This window comes from Pseudomonas rhizophila, from assembly GCF_003033885.1.
In the GTDB taxonomy this organism is placed as follows: domain Bacteria; phylum Pseudomonadota; class Gammaproteobacteria; order Pseudomonadales; family Pseudomonadaceae; genus Aquipseudomonas; species Aquipseudomonas rhizophila.
The window spans coordinates 2,385,551-2,410,867 of sequence record NZ_CP024081.1 but is presented as its reverse complement, the minus strand read 5'-3'; the positions used below and the strand labels follow the sequence as shown (position 1 = coordinate 2,410,867).

Sequence of the window (25,317 nt, the reverse complement as noted above, 5' to 3'; positions counted from 1 at the left end):
TCAAACATCCAATAGCGTGCGGGCAAGGGTCTGCAGTTTACGGGTGAGCGGCCCGGTCGACCAGCGCGCCGAACCGCATGCACGTACCGGCCATACGCCATAAACGCTATTGCAGACGAAGACTTCGTCGGCCTGGTGCAGCTGTTCGAGGCGGATGTCGGTGATGTGCGTGGCGATGCCTTGAGACTCGGCTTGATACAATAATTCGGCCCGCATCACGCCAGCCACGCCACAACGGCTCAGGTCCGCCGTGACCAATTCACCATCGCGCACCAGAAAGAGGTTACTGAAGACGCCTTCGATCACTCGCCCGGACGTGTCCAGCATCAAGCCTTCGGCGTGCTCGGCATCGCGCCATTCGGCGCGGGCCATCACTTGTTCAAGACGATTGAGGTGCTTGAGACCGGCCAGCAAGGGTTGCTCGGACAGACGGGTGGCACAGGGAAACAGGCGAACGCCCTGCTCGGCATGCACTGGAGGATAGGCGGCCGGCGGACTGCCCTGCAGGATGCGCCGGGACGGCGCCGAGGGATCAGCGCCATAACCGCGAAGACCATCACCGCGGGTCACGATCAACTTAAGTACGCCGTCACCCAGGCATTGCGCGTAGGCGCGCAACTCAGCCTCCAACGCCCCCATGTCAACCTGGAGCGTCAACCGCTGACAACCTAGCGCCAGACGCTGCAGGTGACGCTCAGGCAACACCGGTTTGCCATTGCGCACAGCGATGGTTTCAAACAACCCATCGCCGTAAGCCAGGCCGCGGTCCTTGAGCGACAGAACGTCGGCAGGCTGACCGTCGACCCAGCTTTCCATCAACCAGCGAACCGGCGGAACACCAGCGAGCCGTTGGTACCGCCAAAGCCGAAGGAGTTGGACAGCACTACATCGATGTCCATGCCACGCGCCGTGTGTGGCACGAAGTCCAGATCGCAGCCTTCGTCCGGCTCGTCAAGGTTGATGGTCGGTGGCGCGACCTGGCTGTTGATCGCCAGTACGCTGAAGATCGCTTCCACCGCGCCCGCGGCACCCAGCAGGTGGCCGGTCATGGACTTGGTCGAGCTGACCGCCAGTTTGTAGGCGTGCTCACCGAACACGGTCTTGATGGCCTGGGCCTCGGCAAGATCGCCCGCCGGGGTCGAAGTGCCATGGGCATTGATGTACTGCACCTGCTCGGCGTTGACCTTCGCGTCACGCAGTGCGTTGGTGATGCAGCGGGCAGCACCGGCACCGTCGGCGGGTGGCGAGGTCATGTGGTAGGCATCGCCACTGGTGCCAAAGCCAATCAGCTCGGCATAAATGGTCGCGCCGCGCGCCTTGGCATGCTCCAGCTCTTCGAGTACCAGCGCACCGGAACCGTCGGACAATACGAAGCCGTCTCGGCCCTTGTCCCACGGCCGACTGGCGCGGCTCGGTTCGTCGTTGCGGGTCGACAGCGCACGGGATGCGCCGAAGCCACCCATGCCCAGCCCGCAGGCCGCCATCTCGGCGCCGCCGGCAATCATCACGTCGGCCTCGTCGTACATGATGTTGCGCGCGGCCATGCCAATGCAGTGGGTGCCCGTGGTACACGCCGTAGCAATAGCGTAGTTAGGCCCCTGCACACCCAGGTGGATGGACAGGAAACCGGAAATCATATTGATGATCGAGCCCGGCACAAAGAACGGAGAAATCCGTCGCGGCCCCGACTCGTGCAGCGTACGGCTGGTTTCTTCGATATTGGTCAAGCCGCCAATACCCGACCCCATGGCCACGCCGATACGTTCACGGTTGGCATCGGTGACTTCAAGACCGGCATTACGTACGGCCTGGAATCCGGCTGCCAGGCCGTATTGAATGAACAGGTCGAGCTTGCGGGCCTCTTTGACCGACAGGTACTCCTCGACATTGAAACCCTTTACCGAGCCGCCAAAACGGGTGGAATAGGCAGAAAGGTCGGTGTGTTCGATCAGACCAATGCCACTACGGCCAGCCAGAATGCCCTGCCAACTGCTCGGCACATCCGTGCCCAGTGGCGACAACATACCCATACCGGTGACTACGACGCGTCTACGCGACACAGCACTCTCCTTTATTCTAATGACGACTTTGCATCAGGCCTAAAGAAAAAACCGCACGCCATGATGGCAGTGCGGTTTTTCCATGACAGCTAGCGACGACTAAAAATAATTAAGCCTGATGCTTATTGATGTAGTCGATAGCCAGCTGAACAGTAGTGATTTTTTCAGCTTCTTCGTCAGGGATTTCGGTCTCGAATTCCTCTTCCAGAGCCATCACCAGCTCAACGGTGTCAAGGGAGTCGGCACCCAGGTCTTCAACGAAGGCAGCTTCGTTCTTCACTTCTTCTTCTTTGACGCCCAGTTGCTCGGCAACGATTTTCTTGACGCGCTCTTCGATGGTGCTCATACCTTGTTTTCACTCCTAATGGACAAATTCAGGCAGCTGGCCGGTGGGTAAGTGTATAGAAAGACTTTTCGGTTTTTCAACCGAAAGCTTCACTCCTCAAACCCAGCAGCCCGCCGCCTATAAATAGATTGCAGCTTTATAACGGATTTTAGACAGCTCGTATGACATTTTTTTGAAGCAATCCGTCACATTTAACTCATGTACATCCCGCCGTTTACCGGGATTGTAGCCCCAGTCACGTATGCCGCACCATCCGACGCAAGAAAAGCGACCACGGACGCGATTTCTTGAGCTTGCCCCAGACGACCCAGCGGAATTTGTGTCAACAAGGCTTCACGTTGCGCTTGCGGCAGTTCACGGGTCATGTCGGTATCGATGAAACCCGGGGCTACCGAGTTTACCGTAATCGAGCGCGAACCCACTTCACGCGCCAGCGCACGACTGAAACCTTCCAGACCGGCTTTGGCCGCAGCATAGTTTACTTGGCCTGCGTTGCCCATGGCACCCACAACCGAACCGATACTGATAATTCGACCCCAGCGAGCCTTGGTCATGCCACGCAGAACGCCCTTGGACAGCCGGTACAGGCTGTTCAGGTTGGTATCGATCACGTCGAACCATTCGTCATCTTTCATGCGCATCATCAGGTTATCGCGGGTGATGCCGGCATTATTGACCAGGATTGCCGGCGCACCGAACTGTTCCTGAATGTTTGCCAGCACCGCCGCAACGGATTCATCGCTGGTGACGTTCAGTTCAAGACCGGTGCCTTGGATGTCGTTTTCCTTCAGGGTAGCGGCGATGCGCTCGGCGCCCGAAGCGGAAGTCGCGGTACCAACAACGATGGCGCCTTGACGACCCAGTTCCAGGGCAATGGCCTGGCCGATGCCACGGCTTGCACCGGTCACCAGTGCAACTTTACCTTGCAGACTCATGCAAGCTTCTCCTGTTCAGGCCTGCGCTGCACGGGCGGCAGCGAAAGCATCTGGGGTATTGAGATTGGAAGTCGATACGCCTTCGGCGCAGCGTTTGTTCAGACCGGCCAGCACTTTACCAGGACCGCACTCGACCAGTTCGGTCGCGCCCTTGGCCGCCAGGGTCTGCACCGATTCGACCCAGCGAACCGGTTTGTAGAGTTGCTCCAGCAGATCACGCTTGAGGGTCTCAAGATCCGCAGCCACATCGGCACTGACGTTCTGTACCACTGGAATCTGTGGCGCCTGCCAGTCAATGGCAGCGATAGACTCGGCAAAACGCTCAGCGGCCGGACGCATCAGTTCGCAGTGCGACGGCACGCTGACGGGCAACGGCATGGCACGCTTGGCACCACGGCTCTTGCACCCTTCAATGGCGCGTTCTACAGCAGCCTTGGCACCGGCAATCACCACCTGGCCAGGTGAATTGAAGTTCACAGCGCTGACCACTTCGCCTTGCGCGGCTTCGGCGCAGGCTGCCAGCACATCGGCATCTTCCAGGCCGAGAATCGCAGCCATGCCGCCCTGCCCGGCCGGAACGGCCTCCTGCATCAACTGGCCACGACGCTCCACGAGCTTCACCGCGTCACCCAGGCTCAGACTGCCAGCAGCCACCAGAGCGCTGTATTCGCCCAGGCTGTGTCCGGCAACGAACGCCGGACGCGCACCGCCCTCGGCCAGCCAGAGGCGCCAGAGTGCGATCGAGGCGGTCAGGATGGCCGGCTGGGTTTTGTCGGTTTGATTGAGTTGCTCTTCCGGCCCTTGCTGGGTCAGTGCCCACAGGTCATAGCCCAGAGCATCGGAAGCTTCTTTGAATGTTTCGAGGATCAACGGGTATTGCGCGCCCAGCTCGGAAAGCATGCCGAGGGACTGCGAACCCTGCCCAGGAAAGACGAATGCGAGAGAAGCAGACATGAAAACAAAGCCCCTAATGATCTTGTCGTCAAAAATTGACGCCCCAGGGGGCGCTAGGAAACTGACAGTTGGATGGCGGCTTGAACCGACCGGTCACATTTAAGCATTGTCAGACGAAAACGCCTAAGTTAACAAATCTTCGAGGCGCCCATGAAGACGCTCCGGCAGGTTTTCCTGGATTTCGATCAGCGCGCGATTGATCGCACTTTGAAACCCCTGCACGCCCGCCGAACCATGACTCTTGATCACAATGCCCTGCAGCCCGAGAAAACTTGCACCGTTATGCCGCGCCGGTGCCAGGTCCGCCTGCAACCGACGCATCAACGGCAACGCCAGGGCACCGACCATCCGCGAGGCCAGGTTCTGCCTGAACAGCTTCTCGATACGCGCCCCGATCATGGTCGCCAGGCCTTCGCTGGACTTGAGCAAAATATTGCCGACAAAACCGTCACACACCACCACGTCCGCCTCACCCCGGTACAATCCATCGCCCTCAACGAAGCCGATGTAATTGATACCTCGCGCAGCCTGCAACAACGTGGCTGCCAGCTTGACTTGCTGGTTACCCTTGATGTCTTCGGTACCGATGTTCAGCAGCGCTACACGAGGGCGCACGATACCCAGGGTTTCAGCCGCTACCGAGCCCATCACTGCAAATTGCAGTAGATGCTCGGCACTGCAATCGACGTTGGCGCCCAGATCAAGGAGCTGGCAAAAACCACGCTGGGTGGGGATGGCCGCAACCATCGCCGGCCGGTCGATGCCCGGCAAGGTCTTGAGCACGTAACGCGACAGCGCCATCAGTGCACCGGTATTGCCTGCACTGACACACGCCTGGACCTTGCCATCGCGCAGCAGCTCAAGGGCTACACGCATCGAGGCGTCAGGCTTGCCACGCAGGACCTGGGCAGGTTTTTCGTCCATGGTGATGACTTCGGACGCAGGTGCGATCGTCAGGCGCGAACGATCCACAGCCGATTGGCCGTTGAGCATTTCTTCTAGAAGGGAGGGTTGACCGACGAGGGTCAGGTGCAACGAGGGTGTAGCATTCAGACAAGCAAGGCTGGCCTGAACAATGCTGCGGGGACCGAAGTCCCCGCCCATTGCGTCAATCGCGATGACTTGAGCGGACAAGGATTACTCGTCAGCGCCCTTGTCGATCACTTTACGACCACGGTATACGCCTTCTGGCGATACGTGGTGACGCAGGTGAACTTCACCGGTGGTTTTTTCTACAGACAGGGTGCTAGCCTCGAGAGCGTCGTGCGAACGGCGCATGTCACGGGCAGAGCGGGATTTTTTGTTCTGCTGAACAGCCATAATTGATTAACTCCTAAACGTTTGGGTCACGCTTTAACTGCGCCAATACACTGAACGGGTTGGACCGCGTTACCTCGTCCTCGCTCGGTTCGGGCTCATCTGCTCCCGCCGGCTGCTGGCATTCTTCCGGATGATGAGCAGGCACAATGGGCAAGGCGAGCAGAAGCTCCTCCTCGATCAGTGACTGCAGATCCAATGGATCTTCGCCCAGTTCCAGCACGTCATAACCTTTCGGTAACGACTGGGTATTCGCACCCTCCTTCACCACGGCATAACTGCATTCGCTGTGGATCGGCAGGGTGACCAGCTCAAGACAACGCTGGCAAACCATTTTGACTTCAGTGTCGATAAAGCTGTGGATTACCACAGATTTACGTTCATCTCGTTCAAAAACGAATTTGGCCTGGACCGTACCGACATCGTCGGAAAGCGGGTCGCAGAGTCTCTTCAAATCGGCCAGCAGCAGTTCACCTTGAAGGGTGGTGCCACGGTCAGCCAATTTGCGCGGGTCAACGTGAGGTGGAATCGGGTCATTCAACATAGGCGCAGCATTATAGGGATGCACCCGGCCATGTCAAAGGAAATTCAGCCCTGTCCGTCACTTGCGCGCCTCGCTAGAATTCGCCCCTGCCTTTTGGAGATGCCCATGCTGCCTTTATTACTCGCCTCAAGCTCAGTGTATCGCCGGCAATTGCTTGCCCGTCTGGGGCTACCGTTCGTCTGCAGTTCACCGGACATCGACGAAAGCCGCCGGCCTGACGAGGCGGCACTCGACCTGGTAAAACGCCTGGCCCGGGAAAAAGCCCAGGCCCTGGCGAGCAGCCATCCGGCGCATCTGATCATCGGTTCGGACCAGGTGGCCGTGCTCGGCGAGCGCATCCTGGGCAAGCCCCATACATTCGAGAACGCCCGCGAACAACTGCTGGCCGCCAGCGGCGCCCGGGTCAGCTTTCTGACCGGCCTGGCGGTACTTAACAGCCAGACCGGCGCCTGCCAGGTCGATTGCGTTCCGTTTACCGTCCACATGCGCACGCTGGACCCTGCACGCATCGAACGCTACCTGCTGGCCGAGCAACCTTATGACTGCGCGGGCAGCTTCAAGGCCGAAGGGCTTGGCGTGAGCCTGTTCCAGAGCACGGAAGGGCCAGACGCCACCAGCCTGGTTGGCCTGCCACTGATTCGCCTTGTGGATATGTTGCTGGCCGAGGGCGTGCAGGTTCCCTAAGCCAACATACAACGTGTAGCGAGGGCATTTATTTGTGGGAGCAAGGCTTGCCCGCGGCGATGCAGGCGCTGCGATGATGCAGACCAGCCGGGTTATCGCTCATCGCGAGCAAACTTTGCCCCCACAGCCAAGCCAAAGGGGATCGCGCAAACCAACGAATTAGCGCAATGCCGGCCCCTGGAACCCCATCCACATCGCCAGATGCTCGGCAATGCTCGCTCCCAGCTTCTTCGAGAAGCGATCAAACGGCGACTCTTCGATGGTGAAATCCACCAGCTCTTTTTCGCCAATCACGTCCCGCGCCACCGAACTGGCGCTGCCCAGGCCATCGATCAAGCCCAGCGGCAAGGCCTGCTCCCCAGACCAGACCAGCCCAGAGAACAGCTCGGGATGCTCCTTGTCTTTGAGGCGCTCACCCCGGCCTTTTTTGACGCTGGCAATGAATTGCTTATGGGTCGTGTCGAGCACACCCTGCCAAAACGCGGTTTCTTCAGGTTTTTGCGGCTGGAACGGATCAAGGAACGACTTATGCTCGCCGGAGGTGTACACCCGGCGCTCCACGCCCAGTTTCTCCATCGTCCCGACAAAACCATAGCCGGCCGCCGTCACGCCAATGGAGCCCACCAGGCTCGCCTTGTCGGCATAGATCTGATCGGCCGCGCTGGCAATATAGTACGCACCGGAAGCCCCCAGATCGGAAATGACCGCGTAGACCTTGGTGTTCGGGTGCAACGCGCGCAACCGGACGATCTCGTCATAGACATAACCCGACTGCACAGGGCTGCCACCCGGACTGTTGATGCGCAAGATCACACCCTTGACCTTGGGATCTTCGAAAGCAGCCCGCAGGCTACCGACGATGTTGTCCGCGCTGGCAGGCTCCTTATGGGCAATCATGCCTTCGATGTCGATCAATGCGGTGTACGCAGAACCCCGCACGGCGCTTTTTTCCATGTCGAACAGGGGCGTGAACAGCAATAGCGCGACAAAGAGATAAACGAACGTCAGCAGCTTGAAGAAAATGCCCCAGCGGCGGGAACGACGCTGCTCCTGCACACCGGCCAGCAAGGTCTTCTCCAACAGCTTCCAGCTTTTGTCGTCACCGTTCTCGGCGCTCGCCTTGGCCGGTGCCTTCCATTCGTCGGTCATGCAAGTATCCCCAGCAAAAACTTAATTGGCCCGCCGGCTCAGCCAGGCGTGCAACTCAGGAAAATGATCGATCGCCAACTGCGGTTCGAAGGCTTGCAGCGCCGCGATCGTCTGCGCGCCGTAACTCACCGCAACCGACCCCATGCCGGCGTTGCGCGCCATCTGCAGGTCGAACGAGGAATCCCCCACCATCAACGCCTGTTCCGGCTGCATGCCGCAGTGAGCCAGGATTTGCTCGAGCATCAGCGGATGCGGCTTACTGGCCGTTTCGTCCGCAGCCCGGGTGATATCGAAATAATCGTCCCAGCCATGGGATTTCAGCACCCGATCCAGCCCGCGACGCGCCTTGCCGGTGGCGACAGCCAAGCGATACCCCTCGCCCCTCAAGGTTTCAAGAGTGTCTACCACACCGTCAAACAACGGCGAAGGCTCAGCCTCCAGCGCAATGTAGTGATCAGCGTAATACTGGCGAAAAACCAGCAGCTCAGGGTCACTGATCTCCGGGTACAGACTGCGGATCGCTTCCGGCAAGCCTAGGCCGATGATGCCCTTCACGGCAAAATCATCACACCTGGCAAAACCCGCACGATCAGAGGCGGCATGCATTGCCTCCACGATCCGACCGATGGAGTTCGCCAGAGTGCCATCCCAATCGAAGATCAGCAGCTTGTATTCAGGATGCACTCAACCGCTCCACGGTCTTGGCCCACATTTCATCCACCGGAGCCTGCAATTTCAGCTCACCACCATCGGGCAACGGCACGGTCAACATGTAGGCATGGAGAAACAGGCGTTTGCCACCCAGATCACGGATTTCCCGGGTGAAGTCGTCATCGCCGTACTTGCTGTCCCCAGCGATGCAATGCCCGGCATGTAGCGTATGGACGCGAATCTGATGGGTGCGGCCAGTCACCGGCTTGGCCTCGACCATGGTGGCGAAATCACCGAAGCGGCGCAGGACCTTGAACACTGTCAGGGCCTCCTTGCCTTCTTCGTTGACTTCCACCATGCGCTCGCCGGAACGCAGGTTGCTCTTGAGCAACGGCGCCCGAACTTGCTTGATGGAGGTATCCCAACGTCCCCGCACCAGCGCCATGTAGCGCTTGTCGACGCCATCGCCGCGCAATTGCTCATGCAAATGCCGCAACATGCTGCGTTTCTTGGCGATCATCAGCAGGCCGGAGGTGTCGCGATCCAGGCGATGGACCAACTCCAGCTCCTTGGCGTCGGGACGCAACTGACGAAAGGCCTCGATCACGCCGAAATTCAGGCCGCTGCCGCCGTGAACCGCAATGCCCGCAGGCTTGTTGAGCACGATCAGCGCCTTGTCTTCGAAGACGATCGAGGCTTCCAGGCGCTGCAACAGGCCTTGGGCCAGGGGCACGGGCTCATCGCGCTCGGGCACGCGAACCGGCGGCACGCGCACGATATCGCCCGCCTGAAGCTTGTATTCGGGCTTGATCCGTCCTTTGTTCACCCGCACTTCACCCTTGCGCAAAATGCGATAGATCAAGGTCTTGGGCACGCCTTTGAGTCGGGCTAGAAGGAAGTTATCGATTCGTTGGCCGGCATATTCCGGCGAGACCTCGAGCAGTTGAACGCCAGGGGTCGAAGGGGCAGTAGTCGTCATGGCGGCGATGATAACAATTTTTTATGGAATTGAAGCACTTAATCATTGCTGCTATAGTCGCGAACGCCGCCAAAAGCGGCCGGACAGCGGACTAACGGTCAAAAACCGGCCCTGACCAACGCAATTCACGAGGACGAGAGGCCGTCCTACGGGGCTTTTGCTAGATAACGGCAGAGTTTGCAGGTGTAACGAGCGCAGGTGACATGAGGCCTGAAATACGCGGCAAAGCAGAGTTTTGACTCGCCTTGCGCGCCACATTCACGGCCAGTTCACAAAGTGCAGTCACCGGTAGACGACCCCGAGCGAGAGCTTCGGAAACAACGCCTAAATTAGCCATGATGCGTGACCTCCCCTTTCGGAGCTCACGGTAAATGCCAACCCGCTGCGGATTCTGCGCGCGGCAGCACCCGATTATCAGGGATACGTGTAGGGTGGAGATGTACAACCGTCGGACTGTGTAGCACTAGGCTTATATTTAGACGCTTCATCTCGTCCACAGGCGCCGGTTGATTCCTCCTCCTGACTGAGTGCTTGAACAGCCAGCAAGCAGGACGCGTCCGTCGCGACTTCGCCATCATTGGGTCGAACTCGCTGGACACTGGAATGGCCCGGCCACTTCCATGACGCACCTGACACCGACCGTGAGAAGTCGTGTGTGCCGAACGCCGTTTCCGGCAGCCCGGAAACCGACGGTACTACATGAAAAGAATGCTGATTAACGCAACTCAACCCGAAGAGTTGCGTGTTGCACTGGTAGACGGCCAGCGCCTCTACGACCTGGATATCGAATCCGGTGCACGCGAGCAGAAGAAGGCCAACATCTATAAAGGCCGGATTACTCGCATCGAACCAAGCCTTGAGGCTGCCTTTGTCGATTTCGGCTCCGAGCGCCACGGCTTCCTGCCCCTCAAAGAAATCTCCCGCGAATACTTCAAGAAGGCCCCTGAAGGCCGCGTCAACATCAAGGACGTCCTGAGCGAAGGCCAGGAAGTCATCGTCCAGGTCGAAAAAGAAGAGCGTGGCAACAAGGGCGCAGCCCTGACCACCTTCATCAGCCTGGCGGGCCGTTACCTGGTCCTGATGCCGAACAACCCTCGCGCCGGTGGTATCTCCCGCCGCATCGAAGGCGAAGAGCGCAATGAACTGCGCGAAGCCCTCAACGGCCTGGTTGCCCCAGCCGACATGGGCCTGATCGTTCGCACCGCCGGCCTTGGCCGCAGCAGCGAAGAAATGCAGTGGGACCTCGACTACCTGCTGCAACTGTGGACCGCCATCAAAGAAGCCTCGCTGGATCGCTCCGCGCCGTTCCTGATCTATCAGGAAAGCAATGTCATCATCCGCGCGATCCGCGATTACCTGCGCCAGGACATCGGCGAAGTGTTGATCGACAGCGTTGAAGCCCAGGACGAAGCCCTGACCTTCATCCGCCAGGTCATGCCGCAGTACGCCAGCAAGATCAAACTCTACGAAGACAGCGTTCCGCTGTTCAACCGTTTCCAGATCGAAAGCCAGATCGAGACCGCGTTCCAGCGCGTCGTAGAACTGCCGTCCGGCGGCTCCATCGTCATCGATCCGACCGAAGCCCTGGTGTCCATCGACATCAACTCGGCGCGCGCCACCAAAGGCAGCGACATCGAAGAAACCGCCCTGCAGACCAACCTTGAAGCCGCCGAAGAAATCGCCCGTCAGTTGCGCCTGCGCGACATCGGCGGCCTGATCGTCATCGACTTCATCGACATGACCCCGGCCAAGAACCAGCGCGCCGTGGAAGAGAAGGTCCGTGAGTGCCTGGAAGCCGACCGCGCCCGCGTACAGGTCGGTCGCATCTCGCGCTTCGGCCTGCTGGAAATGTCCCGTCAGCGCCTGCGTCCTTCCTTGGGCGAGAGCAGCGGCATCGTCTGCCCGCGCTGCAACGGCACCGGCATCATCCGTGACGTCGAGTCGCTGTCCCTGGCGATCCTGCGCCTGATCGAAGAAGAAGCCCTGAAAGACCGCACCGCCGAAGTTCGCGCCCAGGTGCCGATCCCGGTGGCTGCGTTCCTGCTCAACGAAAAACGCAACTCGATCACCAAGATCGAACTGCGCACCCGCGCCCGTATCGTCATCCTGCCGAACGATCACCTCGAGACGCCGCACTTCGAAGTGCAGCGCCTGCGTGATGACAGCCCGGAAGCCCACACCAATCAGTCCAGCTACGAAATCGCTGCTGCCGCTGCCGAAGTGGAAGAAGTGCAGCCGGCTGCTGCCACTCGCACCCTGGTTCGCCAGGAAGCTGCGGTCAAGACGGCTCCAGCCCGCGCCAATGCACCGGTTCCGACCGAAGCAGCCGCGCCGGCACCGGCACCTGCCGCCGCACCTGAACCAAGCCTGTTCAAAGGCCTTGTGAAATCCCTGGTCAGCCTGTTCGCCACCAAGGAAGAGCCGGCTGCGCCGACCGTTGTCGCCAAGCCAGCGGCTACCGAGCGTCCAGCCCGCAACGAAGAACGTCGCAATGGTCGTCAGCAGACCCGCAACCGCAACGGTCGTCGTGACGAGGAGCGCAAACCCCGTGAAGAGCGTGCACCGCGTGAAGAGCGCGCACCACGTGAGCCACGTGAAGAACGCCAGCCTCGCGAAGCCCGTGAGGAAGTGCCAGCCGTAGCCCGCGAAGAACGCGCGCCGCGTCCGCCGCGTGAAGAGCGCCAACCCCGCGCGCCTCGTGAAGATCGCAAGCCACGTGGCGAGCGTGAAGAACGTGTTCGCGAGCTGCGCGAACCGCTGGATGCCGCTCCCGCCGCTGCTGCCGCCACCGCTGAAGAGCGTCCGGCCCGTCAGCCTCGCGAAGAGCGCGCACCGCGTCCGCCACGTGAAGAGCGTCAACCACGCGCCGAGCAGGCTGCCGTTGCCAGCGAAGAGGAAGTACTGAACAGCGAAGAGCAACTGCAGGAAGACGGTCAGGACAACGCCGAAGGCGATCGTCCACGCCGCCGCTCCCGTGGGCAGCGTCGCCGCAGCAACCGTCGTGAGCGTCAACGCGACGCCAACGGCAATGTGATCGAAGGTTCGGAAGCCTCCGAATCCGCCGAGAACGCCGAAGCGCCAAGCGCTGCCGACCTGGCTGCCGGCCTGGCCGTCACCGCCGCGGTTGCCAGCAGCTCGATCAGCGCCCCCGCTGAAGCCGAGGCTCACGAACAGGCCGAACGCGCTACCGCCGTGGTGGAAAACGCCCCGGTTGAAGCGCCTGTGGTCGAAGCCACTACCCCGGTAGAAACCACCGCTTCGCCAGAAGTGGAACTCGCCCCGGTTCGTGAAGCCGAGCCTCAGGCAGAAGCAGTTTCCGAGCCTGCACCTGTCATCGAGCAACCTATGGTTGCCGCTGAACCTGTGATCGAAGCTGTGATCGAGGAAAAAGCGCCGGAGCCGGTTCGCGAAGAACAGACCGCGTTCAACTGGCACGCCGAGCCAGCCGTCGTCGAAGCCGAGCCGGCAGCAGAAGCCGTGAAAGCAGCCGAGCCGGTCGTGGTCGAGCCAGCTCCAGCGGTTCAAGCGCCTGTGGTTGCCGAAGCTCCAGCCCCGGTAGAGGTGGAGGCGCCTGCCCCTGCCAGCGCCCTGACCCCCAACGGTCGTGCTCCGAACGATCCGCGTGAAGTGCGTCGTCGCAAGCGTGAAGCCGAGCGTCTGCAGAAGGAAGCCGAACAAGCTGCCGCTGCCGCTGCTCAAGCGCCTGCCGCTGAGCCAGCACCCGTGGAGCAAGCAATCGAGGCAGCCCCTGCCCCGGTCGCTGAAACCACCAGCGAACCCGCTCCCGCTGAATCGGCGCCGGTGATCGACGAACCTCAGCACTCCGCTGAAGAAGTCGCACCTCGCCACACTGAAGCCCTGGAAAAAGAGCACGAGCCTAAACCTCACGCCTGATTCCACCGCCCAGTAAAAAGCCCCGCCTGGTTGACGCCAGGCGGGGCTTTTTTATGTCTTCAGACTTAGTTACATGAGTGTTGGAAGCTGGATGGTGTGGAGCGGGCTTGCTGGCGAACATGGCCCGGCGTCCACCCTTGATGCAAGCTGACGCAGCGCTATCGCGAGCAGGCTCGCTCCCACAGGAGATTGGCGGCGGGCATAAATCTGGCGACCATCGAAATTCAGTGTGGGAGCGAGCCTGCTCGCGATAGCGCGGGCCCGGCTTGTATCAATGTTGCCTGCCCCACAGGAATCCGCGTCGGCTGTTACTTAAAGATCAGCGCTTCAGGCACGTCCACATCCCAAACCACCCCAGGATCGTCCACTGCCACCTCGACCACCCGCGCCCCGGTAAACAACCCCTTGGCGCCGCGATCAGCGGTCAATGCCATCAATTGCGGGCCAAACGCACGACCGAACCCCACGGGATGCCCATACTCACCCGCCAGGACCGGCACACTGATGCCCTCTTCGCTGATCTGCGCCACTACCTGCTCGATGCTTGACGGCAGGATGAACGGCATATCACCGAGCACGATCAACCAGCCATCTAGGTCCGGGCAAGCCTGGACACCCGCAGCGATACTGTCACCCAGCCCAGGCGAGTCCAGTTGTACAAAATCGCACCCGTAAGCCTGGGCCATGCGAATAGCCTGTGGACGGTCCTCACGGGTCACCAGCACGCGTTTTTCCAGAGAAGGCGGCAAGTTCACCAGCACCTGCTCGATGACCGATCGGACGGCGCCGTCACGCCCCGTGCAATCGGCCAGCAGCTTATCTTTGTCCTGGCCTGCAACCTGACGGAAACGGCTGCCCGATCCTGCCGCGAGAATGATCACACCAATCGATTCAGTCATCCCGTCTCCTCGCCCGTCGATTACAGCGGCTTTTTCTGACGCAACTCGACGCCATTCTTGATCGCCACGATTTCAGCCAGCAAAGACAAGGCAATTTCCGCCGGCGTATGGCTGCCGATGTGCAAACCGATCGGCCCATGCAGCCGTTCGATAGCCTGTGCAGACAAGCCTAGCTGAGCCAGGTTATCCCGGCGCTTCTGGCTGTTCACCCGAGAGCCCAGGGCCCCGACATAAAACGCCTTGGAATCCAGGGCCGTGAGCAGCGCCATATCGTCCAATCGTGGATCATGGGTCAGGGCGACAATGGCGGTACGCTCGTCGGTCTGGATGCTCAACACCGCTTCGTCAGGCATGCCGGAAACGAAGCGGCCATGCTGCTCTTCCCAACCGTAGACAAATTCCTTGCGCGGATCGCAGATCAACACCTCGAAATCCAGCAACCGGGCCATTTCTGCCACATAACGCGACAGTTGCCCCGCGCCGATCAACAGCAGCCGCCAGCGCGGGCCGTAGATGGCCCGCAGGACTTGACCGTCGAATACCAGCGCTTCGGTTTTGCTGGCCGGCGTCAGCAGCACTTCGCCTGTGCCGACGGTCAGCTCACGGGCGACAATCTCATGGCCATCGCAGCGCTCCAGCAGTTGCGCGACCCATTGCGGATCGCCGACCCGTTCTTCGGTCAGGCGCAAGGTACCGCCGCACGGCAGGCCGAAGCGCGCCGCCTCCTCACGAGTCACGCCATAGGTGATGAGCTGCACCGGCGGACCGTCCGCCGGAATACGCCCGTCGTGCAGCCGGGCGATCAGGTCATCCTCGACACAACCGCCCGATACCGAGCCAATCACCACGCCGTCTTCACGCAGGGCCAGCATCGCCCCCGGCGGCCTCGGCGCCGTGCCCCAAGTCTGGACCACGGTGAACAACACCACCCGCTGCCCGGCGCGGCGCCACTCAAGCACGCTGCGCAGGACGTTCAGATCAACGCTGTCCATCAGGTTTTGGCCTGCTGCCAGCCCTGCAACTGATAACGCACGGGCAGCTCGCGGATGCGCTTGCCGGTGGCGGCGAAAATCGCGTTGCACAGCGCCGGCGCAATCGGCGGCACACCCGGTTCACCCACACCGCCCAACGGCACCTCGCCCGGCGGCGTGACCAAGTGCACCGCGACCTCCTTGGGAGCCAAGGACATGCGCGCCACTTCGTACATGTGGAAGTTGTCTTGCTGGACCTTGCCGTCCTTGAAGCTGATCTCCCCCACCACCGCATTGCCCAGGCCCATGACGCAGGCGCCTTCGAACTGGGAACGGATACGCTCGGGGTTGATCTGCGGGCCGCAGTCCACGGCAATATCGGCCTTGTGCACGATCAACGTACCATCGTCCTTGACCTCCACCTCCAGCGCTGCCGCCACATAGGTGACGAAGCTGTAGTGCACCGCCAGCCCCAGGCCACGGCCCTTGGGCAGTTTGCGGCCCCACCCGGCGGCCTTGGCGGCGGTTTCCAGCACGGTGCGGATCCGCGCCGTATCGATGGGATAAAGCTCGGGGGATTCGCCGTAGTTCCATTCTTCATTCAAGGTGCGCGGATCGATCTTACGGTCCGGGCCAAGCAATTTGACGTGATACGCCAGTGGATCCTGGCCGGCCTTGTGGGCCAATTCGTCGATGAAACTCTGAATCGCAAAACCGTGGGGAATATTCGACACCGAGCGGTACCAGCCAACCCTCGTATGGGCCACCGCTTCGGGGTTCTCCAGGCGCATGTTGGGAATTGCGTAAGCCATGTTGGTCACGCCCATGCCCACTTCGAACGGCGCTTCGTGGGTCATGCCCGGTGCAAACAGTGCGGTAATGCTCGGGGCTACGGTGCGATGCAGCCAGCCGGACGGCATCCCGTCCTGGTTCAGGCCAGCCTTGAGGTATTCGGCCGATACGGTGTGGAAATACGAATGATGGATGTCATCTTCGCGGGTCCATTGCACCCGCACCGCCTGGCCTGGAAACTCCTTGGCCAACACGGCCGCCTCGAGGACGAAATCGGGCTTGGACTTGCGCCCGAAACCACCGCCCAGCAGCGTGATGTGCACGATAACCTTGTCGAAAGGGATCCCCAATCGTTCGGCGACGCGTTCACGGGTGACCTGCGGCGCCTGGCTCGGTGCCCAGGCTTCGCACTGGCCATCCTTGAACCGGGCGACGGCGACCATCGGCTCCATCGGCGACTGCGACAGGTGCGGCAGGTAATAGGACGCCTCCAGGGTTGCGTCAGCCTTGGCCAGCGCGTCGTCCAGATCGCCAGTGTTGCGCAAGACTTTCCCGGGCTTGAGGGCCGCAGCTTCCAGTTCCTTGCGATAGGCGACGGAGTCATAGCCTGCATTCGGGCCGTCATCCCACTCGATTTTCAGCGCCTCGCGGCCCTTGATCGCCGCCCAGGTGTTTTTCGCCACTACCGCCACGCCGCCCAGAGGCTGGAACTCGGAGGGCAACGGACGTCCTTCGATCTGCAGCACCTTGACCACGCCCGGTACTTTCAGCGCCGCGCTGCTGTCCACGCGCTTGACCTTGCCACCATAGACTGGCGGGCGAGCCACGACGGCATAGAGCATGCCATCGAAATGTACATCGGCGCCGAACACGGCACGCCCGTTGACGACGTCTTCGCCATCGATGGCCCGGCTCGACTCCTTACCGATGTAGCGAAACTCCGAAGGTTGCTTGAGGCGCAGGCTGTCACGGGCGGGAACTGGCAAGGCACTGGCCGCGGCGGCCAACGCGCCATACCCCAGTTCCCGACCGGAAGGCTGGTGCACGACTTTGTGCAATTGAGCACGACACTCACTCGCCGGGACATTCCACTGGGCAGCGGCGGCCAGCTCCAGCATGGTCCGGGCAGCGGCCCCGCAACGACGCATTGGTTCGTACCAGTGGCGCATACTGCGCGAGCCATCGGTGTCCTGGTTGCCGAAGCGCACCTCATCCGCCGGTGCCTGCCGCACCTTGACCTGCGCCCAGTCAGCGTCCAGTTCATCGGCCACCACCATGGTCAGGCTGGTGCGCACACCCTGGCCCATTTCCGAACGGTTGCAGATCACCGTCACGCTGCCATCGGTGGCGATGCTCACGTACACCTTCGGGTCGTCGATCACACCATTGGGCATGCCCTCGCCGCCGAACTTCTTGTCCTCGGCAAAGGCGTCCGGCAGGCCCCAACTGGCGGCCAGCACCAACACACCCGTGGCGCTCGCGCCTTTGAGGAAACCACGGCGGCTGAGGTTGCTCAGCACAAAATCATTGGGCAAGCGGCTCATGCCTTGGCCTCCTTCAGGTGGGTGGAAGCCTGGCGGATCGCAGTCTTGATCCGGTTATAAGTGCCGCAGCGGCAGATGTTGCCGACCATGGCCTCTTCGATCTGCTCATCGCTCGGGTTGGGATTGGTCTTGAGCAAGGCGGTCGCGGACATGATCTGCCCGCCCTGACAGTAGCCGCACTGGGCCACGGCGGTATCGAGCCAGGCCTTCTGGACAATTTGCCCGACCGGGTCGACATGAAGGGCATCGATGGTGGTGACGTTCTGGCCTTTCACCGAACCAATCGGGGTGATGCAACTGCGCGCCGGGGCGCCGTCGATGTGAATGGTACAGGCGCCACACAGGCCCATGCCGCAGCCGAACTTGGTGCCGTTGTAACCGGCCACATCCCGGATAGCCCACAGCAGCGGCATGTCCTCGGTCACATCCAGTTGGTGATCTTTTCCATTGAGTTTCAAGGTAATCATGAGCACGCCCGCACGGTGATCGAATTATGGGGTCGAGCAATCTGCCGTTTGGACAACGGTTCGGTTGGCGCAGACTGACTCAGGCTAATCGGGCTCTCTTGTGCAAACACGCAGGCGTCTGCACTGGGCCTTCAATGATGCGATGGTCGCATCGTTAGCTCACTAAATTAACCCAGGATTAAGCAAAACGCCCTGCACAATCCTGCACAAATGATCCTTGTGCGAGGTTGTGCAGGGCGCTCGGTGAAAGCCAGGTTCAGTACCGATTGGGCTCCATTTCCAGATTGACCTGAAAACGCTCGGCAATGTCTTTCTGGATACGCAGGGCCAGATCCAGCAATTGTGGACCGGTGGCGCAGCCGTAGTTGACCAGCACCAACGCCTGCAACTTATGCACCCCGGCGTCGCCTTCGCGAAAGCCCTTCCAGCCGGCCCGCTCGATCAACCAACCGGCGGCAATTTTCATCTGCCCTTGGGGTTGTGGATAAGCCACCAGATCCGGGTATTGAAGCTTGAGTTGCGCGACGTGCGAAGCCGGCACCAGCGGGTTCTTGAAGAAACTGCCGGCATTGCCCAGCACGGCCGGGTCAGGGAGCTTTTCACTGCGGATGCTGCAGATGGCCCGGCTGACATCCGAGGGAGTCGCCTGTTCGATGCCCAGTTCGGTCAACCGCTGGCGGACCGGGCCGTACTCCAGGTGCAGATGCGCGGCGCGACTGAGGGCAAAGCGCACCCGCAGGATCAGCCAACGACCCGCTTGCTGCTTGAACAGGCTGTCGCGGTAGGCGAAACGGCATTCTTCGAGGGTGAAATCGTGCAGCTCGCCGGTTTGCCGATCCAGGGCGGTAAGGCCGGCGAACACATCCTTGATCTCCACACCGTAGGCACCGATGTTTTGCATCGGTGCGGCCCCCACCGTACCGGGGATCAGGCTGAGGTTCTCCAGCCCCGACCAGCCTTGCGCCAGCGTGTACTGGACGAAGGGGTGCCACGGTTCGCCTGCTTCGGCTTCGATCAGCACCCGCTCGCCATCATCGCTGAGCAGACGAATCCCTTGGCTGGCCATGCGCAACACCAGCGCGTCGATATCACCGGTCAGCAGCAGGTTGCTGCCGCCACCGATCACCAGCAACGGCACGTCATTGGCGCTGGCATAGGCCAGCGCCTGGCGGACATCGGCGTCGCTGTGGGCTTCGGCGAATAACCGGGCGGTGACGTCCACGCCAAAGCTGTTGAACGGCTTGAGGCTGACGCCGGCCCGCACCTGCAAGGTCATAGCCGCCCCTTCAATTCGATCACCAGGCGGTCCGTGGCACGCTCGATCAGGTCCAGCACTTGCTCGAAACCCTGTTCGCCGTCGTAGTACGGGTCCGGCACGTCATCGAGTTCAGCCTCGTAGCGGCGCAGGAACAGATCCAGTTCGGCCCTGCCATTGCTCGGTTGCAGGGCTTTCAGATTGCGCAGGTTGCTGCCGTCCATCGCCAGGATCAGGTCATAAGTGGCGAAATCGGCCCGGCTGACCTGGCGGGCACGCTGGGCCGACAGGTCATAGCCGCGTCGTAGGGCCGCAGCCTGGCTGCGCTTGTCCGGGGCCTTGCCGACGTGCCAGTCACCGGTGCCGGCGGAGGCGACTTCCACCTGCTCGGCCAGCCCGGCCTCGCGCAGCTTGTGCCGCAGGATGCCTTCGGCGGTGGGTGATCGGCAGATGTTGCCGAGGCAGACAAACAGAACCCGCATCAGGCCTCCAGCAGGCGACGAACGCGCTCGAGGTCTTCCACGGTGTCGACGCCGGTCGGCGGAGCAATCAGCGCATCGGCGACATGGATTCGCACGCCGTGCCACAGGGCACGCAGTTGCTCCAGGGATTCGGTGTTTTCCAGCCAGCACGGGCCCCAGGCGACGAAATCCTGGAGGAAACCGGCGCGGTAAGCGTAGATGCCGATGTGGCGGCGGTACGGCACGCCGTCAGGCATGACGTCCCGACTTTGCGCGAATGCATCACGGGCCCAGGGCAAGGTGGCGCGGCTGAAGGTCAACGCCAGGCCATTGAGATCGCTGACGACCTTGACCACATTGGGGTTGAACAGGGTTTGCAGATCCTCGATCGGCTCGGCCAGGGTGGCCATGCGCGCTTCGGGATGGGCTGCCAGATTGTTAGCAACCTGATCGATCACACTGGACGGGATCAACGGTTCATCGCCCTGCACATTGACCACGATGGCGTCGGGTTCCAGGCCCAGCTTGGCGGCGACTTCCGCCAGACGATCGGTTCCGGAGTTGTGATCCTCGCGAGTCAGTACCACTTCGGCGCCAAAGCCCTTGCAGGCCTCCACGATGCGCGCATCGTCGGTCGCCACTACCACGCGCTGGGCGCTGCTTTTGCAGGCCTGCTCCCATACGTGCTGGATCATCGGCTTGCCGGCGATCAACAGCAACGGTTTGCCGGGCAGGCGCGTTGAGGCAAAGCGCGACGGAATGACAACGGTAAAGGCTGCGGTCATTTATCCAGGCGCTCGTCGGTGGTCAGGGTACGGGCCTCGCTTTCGAGCATCACCGGAATGCCATCGCGAATCGGATAGGCCAGGCCGGCGCCTTTGCTGATCAGCTCGGTTTTGTCGGCGCTGAGCTTGAGGGGGCCTTTGCAGACCGGGCAGGCCAGAATGTCGAGCAGTTTGGTGTCCATGAACATTTCCCTGGATAAATGGTTTAAGGCAAAAGCCGATCCGGCAACAGGCGCATCAACTGGGTATCGAACCAGTCCGCGAAGGCTGGCGACGGCGCGGCATCCACCGCCAGGTACCACCAGTGGGGCTCGGCGAAGGCACGGCATTTGACCGCGTCCTTTTCCGTCATGACCACCGGCAACGATGGCGTGAAATTCAATGCCTGGGCGCTGTATTGGGCGTGGTCGACAAACCCGTGCGGTATAGGTCGCCAGTGTAGCGTTTCGAGGGTGTTGAAGAAACGCCGGGGATTGCCGATCCCGGCCACGGCATGCAGGGCCTGGCCGGGCGGGAAATGGTCCAGTGGACGCCGTTCGCCGCTGGCCAGGTTCACCAGAGCTGTGGGTCGCAGCTCGAAGGCAAAGCCGTCTTCGCGGTCGGCGCTGGCGCCGTTGAATAGCACGGCATCGACCGATTGCAGACGCTCCACGGGTTCACGCAGCGGACCGGCAGGCAGACAACGTCGATTGCCCAGGCCGCGGGCGTTGTCGATCAGCACCAGTTCAAGATCCCGAGCCAGGCGGTAATGTTGCATGCCGTCGTCGGACAGGATCAGGTCCAGCGGTTGAGTCTCCAGCAGCGCCTGGACCGCCCGGCTGCGATCCGGATCGATCATCAATGGCACGCCGCTGCGCTGGACAATCAGCAGTGGCTCATCACCGGCGATGTCGGCGCCCTGCCCGGCTTCGACTCGCCAGGGCAAATGGGGTGGTTTGGCGCCATAACCCCGGCTCACCACGCCGACCCGCAGGCCACGGCGCTGGCAATGCTCAATCATCCACAGGATCAATGGGGTCTTGCCGGTGCCGCCAACCGTGATGTTCCCCACGACCACCAGCGGCACGGGCGGTTGGTAAATCTCACCTTCGCCCGCCAGAAAACGCTCGCGTTTGCCCATCACCACCCGACGGTACAACCACTCCAGTGGTCGCAACAGCGTCAGGGCCGGGTGACCTTCGTACCAGGCGGCGAGCAATCGATCAGACATGGCCATCAGGGTGCCGGCGCCGCCTCGACGGTGGTCATGCGCAGATGGCTGAAGCCGAGCTTGCCGGCCGCGTCCATGGCGGTGATGACGGATTGATGTGGGGTCTTGCCGTCGGCGCTGATGGACAGCGGCAAACTGGTGTCGCCGCCGGACTCCTTCTGCAGCGCATCGATCAGACTCGCCAGGTCGCTCTTGGGCAGCAACTGATTGTTCACCGAAAACGTCCCTTCGGCACTGATCGTGACTTCCAGGTTCTTGAGTTGCTGGTCTTCGGCAGGCGAGCCGCTGACCGCTTCCGGCAGTTCCACCTTGAGCTGGGTTTCCCGGGTGAAGGTGGTGGTCACGACGAAAAACAGCAGCAGGATGAACACCACGTCAATCAGCGACGCAAGGTTGATCTCGACGGTTTCCCGTGGTTTGCGGCGGAATTTCACTTCTTGCCCTCGGCCAGGTCCACGTCACGGTCGCCTTGCACCACCTCGACCAACTTGATGGCCTCCTGCTCCATGCCCACCACCAACTCATCGATGCGCCGTTGCAGGAAGCGATGGAAAAACACCGAAGGAATCCCCACCATCAACCCGGCGGCCGTGGTGATCAAGGCCTTGGAAATCCCCCCTGCCAGCACCGAGGCATTGGCGGTCATGCCGGCGCCGGTGAACGAACTGAAAATATCGATCATGCCCAGCACCGTGCCCAACAGGCCCAGCAACGGGGCCATGGCGGCAATTGTGCCCAGGGCATTGATGTAGCGCTCCAGCTCATGGATGACCCGGGCGGCGGCTTCTTCGATGCATTCCTTCATGATCTCGCGACCATGCTTGGAATTTGCCAGCCCCGCGGCGAGGATTTCACCCAGCGGTGAACTGGCCCGCAGCTCCTTGAGCCGGTCCTTGTTCAGTTTCTTGTCCTTGATCCAGACCCAGACCTGCCCGAGCAAATGCTCCGGGGTCACGCGGCTGGCCCGCAGGGTCCACAGGCGTTCGGCAACGATTCCCAGCGCCACGATGGAACTCAGAATGATCGGCAACATCATCCAGCCGCCGGATTTGACCAATTCCCACACAGTGACAGCCCCCTCGAAAAAGTGCGCCACTTTATCATACAGACTCGCCTTGCAGGCCCGCCCCGCCGATAACACCGTCGTCGAGGATGACCCGGGTCAAGGTTACGGCCATGGTCCCGCAGATGGCGGGTCGCGCCAGTAGCGCCGTTGGCCGGCCTGAAGGCGCGGAGCTTCGAAGGCCCCCAGTTGCAGACGAATGGCACCCTGTTCGGCACTGTCGTAGATCGCCATGCCCAAGCGGCGATAACGAGCCAGCACTCGCGGATGAGGATGGCCGAATGCATTGCCCTGCCCTCGGGAGATCAACACCGAATGGGGTTTGAGCCGTGACAACAGCAACATCGACGATGAACTGCGGCTACCGTGATGGGGCGCCGCCAGCCACTGGACCGGCACGGCCAGGGGCCCGTCGAGCAACGCGCGCTCGGCATGGCTATCGATGTCTCCGGTGAGCAACAACCGCTCATCGCCAGCCTCGACCAGCAGAACGCAGGATCTCTGGTTGCTTTCAAGGGCAGATGACCATTGCCACAGCTCGAACCTGACCCCGTCCCACTCCCAGCGCGCGCCACTGTCGCACGCCTCTGCCTGCAAAGCGGCAGGCAACGCGGCGGGGTCGCCACTGACCACCCGGACCGTTGGCAAGCCATTGCGCACCGCTTGGGCGCCGCCGGCGTGATCGGCGTCGGCATGGCTGAGCAGCATCAGGTCCAACCCGGCGACGCCCAGCTTGCGCAGGGTCGGCAGCACCACGCGCTCACCCGCGTCGGCCTCGCCAAAGCGCGGCCCCGCGTCGTAAAGCAAGGCATGATGACGGGTGCGTACCAGCACCGCCAACCCTTGACCCACGTCCAGTTGCCAGATTTCGGCCTGCCCCGGAGGCACATCCTCCCTCGGAGGGAAAACCACCAGCAGCACCATGGGCCATCCCAGTACCCGCAGTGGCACGCCTTTGGGCAGCAACAGTAACAAAGCCCCCAGAGCGGCCATGCACCACACCCACAGGGGGATAGCCGCAGGCACCCATGCGGGTATTCGCCCGGCCACCAGCGCCAGCCCCTTGAAGAGCAGATCGAGCAACCCGCCGGCGATCCAAAGCAGCCCTTCACCCACGAACGGCATCGGCAACAACGCCGTACCGAGCAGCGCCGGCGGCAACACCAGTAGGCTGACCCAAGGCACCGCCACCAGGTTCACCAGAGGCCCGCTGAGGCTGATCGGCAAACCCAATATCAACAGGATCGGGCACAGTCCGACTGCCACCAGCCATTGGGCACGGGTCCAGGTTTGCCACCAGCGCCAGGGCCCCAAGCGTGCGCCGAAAGTAAACATCAGGATCGCCACCGCGGCGAACGACAGCCAGAACCCTGGCCGCAGGCTGGCCAATGGATCGAACACCAGCACCCCATTGAAAGCCAGCAGCCACGCCCACCAGGGGTCCGGATGCCGGTAACGCAAACGCCACAGCAGCACCAGGCCGATCATCGCGCAAGCGCGCCGCACCGGCACCTCGAAGCCGGCGAGCAAGCCGTAACCCAAGGCTGCGATAAAGGCCAGAGCGCAGGCCCAAGGTAGCCACGGCAGACGCACCGGCCACATGCCATAGCGCGCCGCACCTGCCACCAGCAGGTACACCAGTGCGGCAAGCAGGCCGATGTGCTGCCCGGAGATCACCAGCAGATGGACCGTACCGGTGTCTTGCAGTACCTGCCAGTCATCACGACTCAGCCCAGCTCCGTCCCCCAGGACCAATGCCGCCAGCGCCCCGGAGCGGCCCTGGGCGTCGACTTGCGCCAGCGCCTGACGCACGCCGTCGCGCCAGGCACCTTGGGCAGGTTGCCGGAGATGACCGTCCTTGACCGTGCCAGTCGCGCCGATGCCGCGGCTCAACAGCCAGGCCTGGTAATCGAAGCCATTGGGGTTCAGTAGCCCGGTGGGGCGTTTGAGCTTTACCGCCAATCGCCAACGTTCGCCGCTGCTCACAGGCGGTCCACCGAACCAGGCCAGGCGCATCGACGACGGCAGCCGTGTGCGGCGGGAATGGGCATCGGCCAGTTCAAAGCGCACCACACCTTCGTTATATTGCGGTAAACCGACGACGCGCCCTTCGACCCAGCGGGTTTCTCCATCCAGCGCGGCGGGCAACCGATCGTCCAGGGCCAGTTGCGCCGACAGACACGCCCAAGCCAGCCCGATCAGGAAAAAACCCAGCGGATGAGTTCGAAACGGCAAAACCATCAGCGCCAGCACAAGCATGACCGCAATCAGCCACAGCGGCGGCAGCGCCGGGCAAAAAACCGGGGTCAGCAGCCCGAGTGCAAGCGCGACCATCCCTGTGCGCATAAGCCTGTCCT

The 25,317-nt window shown here is 61.6% G+C and carries 25 protein-coding genes; 2 read left to right on the top strand and 23 right to left on the bottom strand.

What is annotated here, in order from left to right; all coding sequences use genetic code 11:
* The 8 genes from pabC to CRX69_RS11220 all read right to left on the bottom strand — a co-directional run bounded on the left by pabC (position 1) and on the right by CRX69_RS11220 (position 6,156).
* Entirely contained in the window at positions 1-816 is an 816-nt protein-coding gene (gene pabC / locus CRX69_RS11255; protein WP_047228201.1) for an aminodeoxychorismate lyase, read from the bottom strand.
* Complete coding sequence (fabF, locus tag CRX69_RS11250) at positions 816-2,060, bottom strand: beta-ketoacyl-ACP synthase II (RefSeq protein ID WP_047228200.1); 1,245 nt, start codon at positions 2,058-2,060, stop codon at positions 816-818. Before fabF ends, pabC begins: the two co-directional genes overlap by 1 nt.
* Before the next feature lie 109 nt (positions 2,061-2,169).
* The gene (gene acpP / locus CRX69_RS11245) at positions 2,170-2,406 is read right to left on the bottom strand and encodes an acyl carrier protein (protein ID WP_047228199.1); all 237 of its coding nucleotides are present in this window, start codon (positions 2,404-2,406) and stop codon (positions 2,170-2,172) included.
* A 191-nt stretch (positions 2,407-2,597) separates the two neighbouring features.
* A complete protein-coding gene (fabG, locus tag CRX69_RS11240) occupies positions 2,598-3,341 on the bottom strand; it encodes a 3-oxoacyl-ACP reductase FabG (protein ID WP_107322019.1) in 744 nt (247 codons plus the stop codon).
* Between the two features lie 15 nt (positions 3,342-3,356).
* Positions 3,357-4,295: an ACP S-malonyltransferase gene (fabD, locus tag CRX69_RS11235; protein WP_107322018.1), complete on the bottom strand. Its 939-nt coding sequence runs from the start codon at positions 4,293-4,295 to the stop codon at positions 3,357-3,359.
* A gap of 123 nt (positions 4,296-4,418) precedes the next feature.
* Positions 4,419-5,429: a phosphate acyltransferase PlsX gene (gene plsX, locus CRX69_RS11230; protein ID WP_076383831.1), complete on the bottom strand. Its 1,011-nt coding sequence runs from the start codon at positions 5,427-5,429 to the stop codon at positions 4,419-4,421.
* A 3-nt stretch (positions 5,430-5,432) separates the two neighbouring features.
* Complete coding sequence (gene rpmF / locus CRX69_RS11225; protein ID WP_003179396.1) at positions 5,433-5,615, bottom strand: 50S ribosomal protein L32; 183 nt, start codon at positions 5,613-5,615, stop codon at positions 5,433-5,435.
* Positions 5,616-5,628: 13 nt separating this feature from the next.
* A complete protein-coding gene (locus tag CRX69_RS11220) occupies positions 5,629-6,156 on the bottom strand; it encodes a YceD family protein (RefSeq protein ID WP_003204262.1) in 528 nt (175 codons plus the stop codon).
* A 105-nt stretch (positions 6,157-6,261) separates the two neighbouring features.
* Here CRX69_RS11220 and CRX69_RS11215 point away from each other — a divergent pair, with 105 nt between their 5' ends.
* The gene (locus CRX69_RS11215) at positions 6,262-6,840 is read left to right on the top strand and encodes a Maf family protein (RefSeq protein ID WP_107322017.1); all 579 of its coding nucleotides are present in this window, start codon (positions 6,262-6,264) and stop codon (positions 6,838-6,840) included.
* A gap of 159 nt (positions 6,841-6,999) precedes the next feature.
* On the opposite strand, the gene CRX69_RS11210 is transcribed toward CRX69_RS11215, so the two are convergent.
* Genes CRX69_RS11210 through rluC form a run of 3 tightly spaced genes read right to left on the bottom strand, consistent with a single transcriptional unit; the run spans position 7,000 to position 9,619 of the window.
* Positions 7,000-7,989 (bottom strand): S49 family peptidase, encoded by a 990-nt coding sequence (locus tag CRX69_RS11210; RefSeq protein ID WP_076383829.1) that lies wholly within the window; start codon positions 7,987-7,989, stop codon positions 7,000-7,002.
* Positions 7,990-8,010: 21 nt separating this feature from the next.
* Positions 8,011-8,673 carry an HAD-IA family hydrolase gene (locus CRX69_RS11205; protein ID WP_047228193.1) on the bottom strand — a complete coding sequence of 221 codons (663 nt, stop codon included), beginning with the start codon at positions 8,671-8,673 and terminating at the stop codon, positions 8,011-8,013.
* Positions 8,663-9,619: a 23S rRNA pseudouridine(955/2504/2580) synthase RluC gene (gene rluC / locus CRX69_RS11200; RefSeq protein WP_047228192.1), complete on the bottom strand. Its 957-nt coding sequence runs from the start codon at positions 9,617-9,619 to the stop codon at positions 8,663-8,665. The genes CRX69_RS11205 and rluC overlap by 11 nt, the downstream gene beginning before the upstream one ends.
* Positions 9,620-10,318: 699 nt before the next feature.
* Between rluC and rne the strand changes: the two genes are divergently transcribed.
* Positions 10,319-13,513: a ribonuclease E gene (rne, locus tag CRX69_RS11195; RefSeq protein WP_107322016.1), complete on the top strand. Its 3,195-nt coding sequence runs from the start codon at positions 10,319-10,321 to the stop codon at positions 13,511-13,513.
* A gap of 308 nt (positions 13,514-13,821) precedes the next feature.
* Here rne and CRX69_RS11190 read toward each other — a convergent pair whose 3' ends face one another.
* The 12 genes from CRX69_RS11190 to CRX69_RS11135 form a co-directional block, all read right to left on the bottom strand.
* A complete protein-coding gene (locus tag CRX69_RS11190) occupies positions 13,822-14,412 on the bottom strand; it encodes a nucleotidyltransferase family protein (protein ID WP_107322015.1) in 591 nt (196 codons plus the stop codon).
* Positions 14,413-14,432: 20 nt separating this feature from the next.
* Entirely contained in the window at positions 14,433-15,404 is a 972-nt protein-coding gene (locus CRX69_RS11185) for an XdhC family protein (RefSeq protein WP_107322014.1), read from the bottom strand.
* A complete protein-coding gene (locus CRX69_RS11180) occupies positions 15,404-17,719 on the bottom strand; it encodes a xanthine dehydrogenase family protein molybdopterin-binding subunit (protein WP_107322013.1) in 2,316 nt (771 codons plus the stop codon). The genes CRX69_RS11185 and CRX69_RS11180 overlap by 1 nt, the downstream gene beginning before the upstream one ends.
* Positions 17,716-18,186, bottom strand: a complete 471-nt coding sequence (locus CRX69_RS11175; protein WP_047228187.1) for a (2Fe-2S)-binding protein — start codon at positions 18,184-18,186, stop codon at positions 17,716-17,718. The genes CRX69_RS11180 and CRX69_RS11175 overlap by 4 nt, the downstream gene beginning before the upstream one ends.
* 256 nt (positions 18,187-18,442) lie before the next feature.
* A complete protein-coding gene (murB, locus tag CRX69_RS11170) occupies positions 18,443-19,462 on the bottom strand; it encodes a UDP-N-acetylmuramate dehydrogenase (RefSeq protein ID WP_047228186.1) in 1,020 nt (339 codons plus the stop codon).
* Positions 19,459-19,923: a low molecular weight protein-tyrosine-phosphatase gene (locus CRX69_RS11165; RefSeq protein ID WP_092400061.1), complete on the bottom strand. Its 465-nt coding sequence runs from the start codon at positions 19,921-19,923 to the stop codon at positions 19,459-19,461. The genes murB and CRX69_RS11165 overlap by 4 nt, the downstream gene beginning before the upstream one ends.
* Positions 19,923-20,687, bottom strand: coding sequence for a 3-deoxy-manno-octulosonate cytidylyltransferase (kdsB, locus tag CRX69_RS11160; RefSeq protein WP_107322012.1), 765 nt, complete (start codon positions 20,685-20,687; stop codon positions 19,923-19,925). The genes CRX69_RS11165 and kdsB overlap by 1 nt, the downstream gene beginning before the upstream one ends.
* Positions 20,684-20,869 carry a Trm112 family protein gene (locus CRX69_RS11155; RefSeq protein ID WP_003179363.1) on the bottom strand — a complete coding sequence of 62 codons (186 nt, stop codon included), beginning with the start codon at positions 20,867-20,869 and terminating at the stop codon, positions 20,684-20,686. Before CRX69_RS11155 ends, kdsB begins: the two co-directional genes overlap by 4 nt.
* A 23-nt stretch (positions 20,870-20,892) precedes the next feature.
* The gene (lpxK, locus tag CRX69_RS11150; RefSeq protein WP_107322011.1) at positions 20,893-21,903 is read right to left on the bottom strand and encodes a tetraacyldisaccharide 4'-kinase; all 1,011 of its coding nucleotides are present in this window, start codon (positions 21,901-21,903) and stop codon (positions 20,893-20,895) included.
* A complete protein-coding gene (locus CRX69_RS11145) occupies positions 21,903-22,331 on the bottom strand; it encodes an ExbD/TolR family protein (RefSeq protein ID WP_047228182.1) in 429 nt (142 codons plus the stop codon). The genes lpxK and CRX69_RS11145 overlap by 1 nt, the downstream gene beginning before the upstream one ends.
* Positions 22,328-22,963 carry a MotA/TolQ/ExbB proton channel family protein gene (locus CRX69_RS11140; protein WP_177513903.1) on the bottom strand — a complete coding sequence of 212 codons (636 nt, stop codon included), beginning with the start codon at positions 22,961-22,963 and terminating at the stop codon, positions 22,328-22,330. Before CRX69_RS11140 ends, CRX69_RS11145 begins: the two co-directional genes overlap by 4 nt.
* Positions 22,964-23,065: 102 nt before the next feature.
* Positions 23,066-25,306: a DNA internalization-related competence protein ComEC/Rec2 gene (locus CRX69_RS11135; protein ID WP_107322010.1), complete on the bottom strand. Its 2,241-nt coding sequence runs from the start codon at positions 25,304-25,306 to the stop codon at positions 23,066-23,068.
* Between the last annotated feature and the right edge of the window lie 11 nt (positions 25,307-25,317).

Bases quoted from the DNA above. Each gene is read 5' to 3' on its own strand.
- pabC (WP_047228201.1), bottom strand. From the start codon at position 816: ATGGAAAGCTGGGTCGACGGTCAGCCTGCCGACGTTCTGTCGCTCAAG.
- fabG (WP_107322019.1), bottom strand. From the start codon at position 3,341: ATGAGTCTGCAAGGTAAAGTTGCACTGGTGACCGGTGCAAGCCGTGGC.
- CRX69_RS11210 (WP_076383829.1), bottom strand. From the start codon at position 7,989: ATGACCGACGAATGGAAGGCACCGGCCAAGGCGAGCGCCGAGAACGGT.
- CRX69_RS11185 (WP_107322014.1), bottom strand. From the start codon at position 15,404: ATGGACAGCGTTGATCTGAACGTCCTGCGCAGCGTGCTTGAGTGGCGC.
- CRX69_RS11165 (WP_092400061.1), bottom strand. From the start codon at position 19,923: ATGCGGGTTCTGTTTGTCTGCCTCGGCAACATCTGCCGATCACCCACC.
- fabD (WP_107322018.1), bottom strand. From the start codon at position 4,295: ATGTCTGCTTCTCTCGCATTCGTCTTTCCTGGGCAGGGTTCGCAGTCC.
- CRX69_RS11190 (WP_107322015.1), bottom strand. From the start codon at position 14,412: ATGACTGAATCGATTGGTGTGATCATTCTCGCGGCAGGATCGGGCAGC.
- kdsB (WP_107322012.1), bottom strand. From the start codon at position 20,687: ATGACCGCAGCCTTTACCGTTGTCATTCCGTCGCGCTTTGCCTCAACG.
- rpmF (WP_003179396.1), bottom strand. From the start codon at position 5,615: ATGGCTGTTCAGCAGAACAAAAAATCCCGCTCTGCCCGTGACATGCGC.
- CRX69_RS11215 (WP_107322017.1), top strand. From the start codon at position 6,262: ATGCTGCCTTTATTACTCGCCTCAAGCTCAGTGTATCGCCGGCAATTG.
- murB (WP_047228186.1), bottom strand. From the start codon at position 19,462: ATGACCTTGCAGGTGCGGGCCGGCGTCAGCCTCAAGCCGTTCAACAGC.
- CRX69_RS11175 (WP_047228187.1), bottom strand. From the start codon at position 18,186: ATGATTACCTTGAAACTCAATGGAAAAGATCACCAACTGGATGTGACC.
- acpP (WP_047228199.1), bottom strand. From the start codon at position 2,406: ATGAGCACCATCGAAGAGCGCGTCAAGAAAATCGTTGCCGAGCAACTG.
- CRX69_RS11220 (WP_003204262.1), bottom strand. From the start codon at position 6,156: ATGTTGAATGACCCGATTCCACCTCACGTTGACCCGCGCAAATTGGCT.
- CRX69_RS11180 (WP_107322013.1), bottom strand. From the start codon at position 17,719: ATGAGCCGCTTGCCCAATGATTTTGTGCTGAGCAACCTCAGCCGCCGT.
- rluC (WP_047228192.1), bottom strand. From the start codon at position 9,619: ATGACGACTACTGCCCCTTCGACCCCTGGCGTTCAACTGCTCGAGGTC.
- CRX69_RS11155 (WP_003179363.1), bottom strand. From the start codon at position 20,869: ATGGACACCAAACTGCTCGACATTCTGGCCTGCCCGGTCTGCAAAGGC.
- CRX69_RS11135 (WP_107322010.1), bottom strand. From the start codon at position 25,306: ATGCGCACAGGGATGGTCGCGCTTGCACTCGGGCTGCTGACCCCGGTT.
- rne (WP_107322016.1), top strand. From the start codon at position 10,319: ATGAAAAGAATGCTGATTAACGCAACTCAACCCGAAGAGTTGCGTGTT.
- lpxK (WP_107322011.1), bottom strand. From the start codon at position 21,903: ATGGCCATGTCTGATCGATTGCTCGCCGCCTGGTACGAAGGTCACCCG.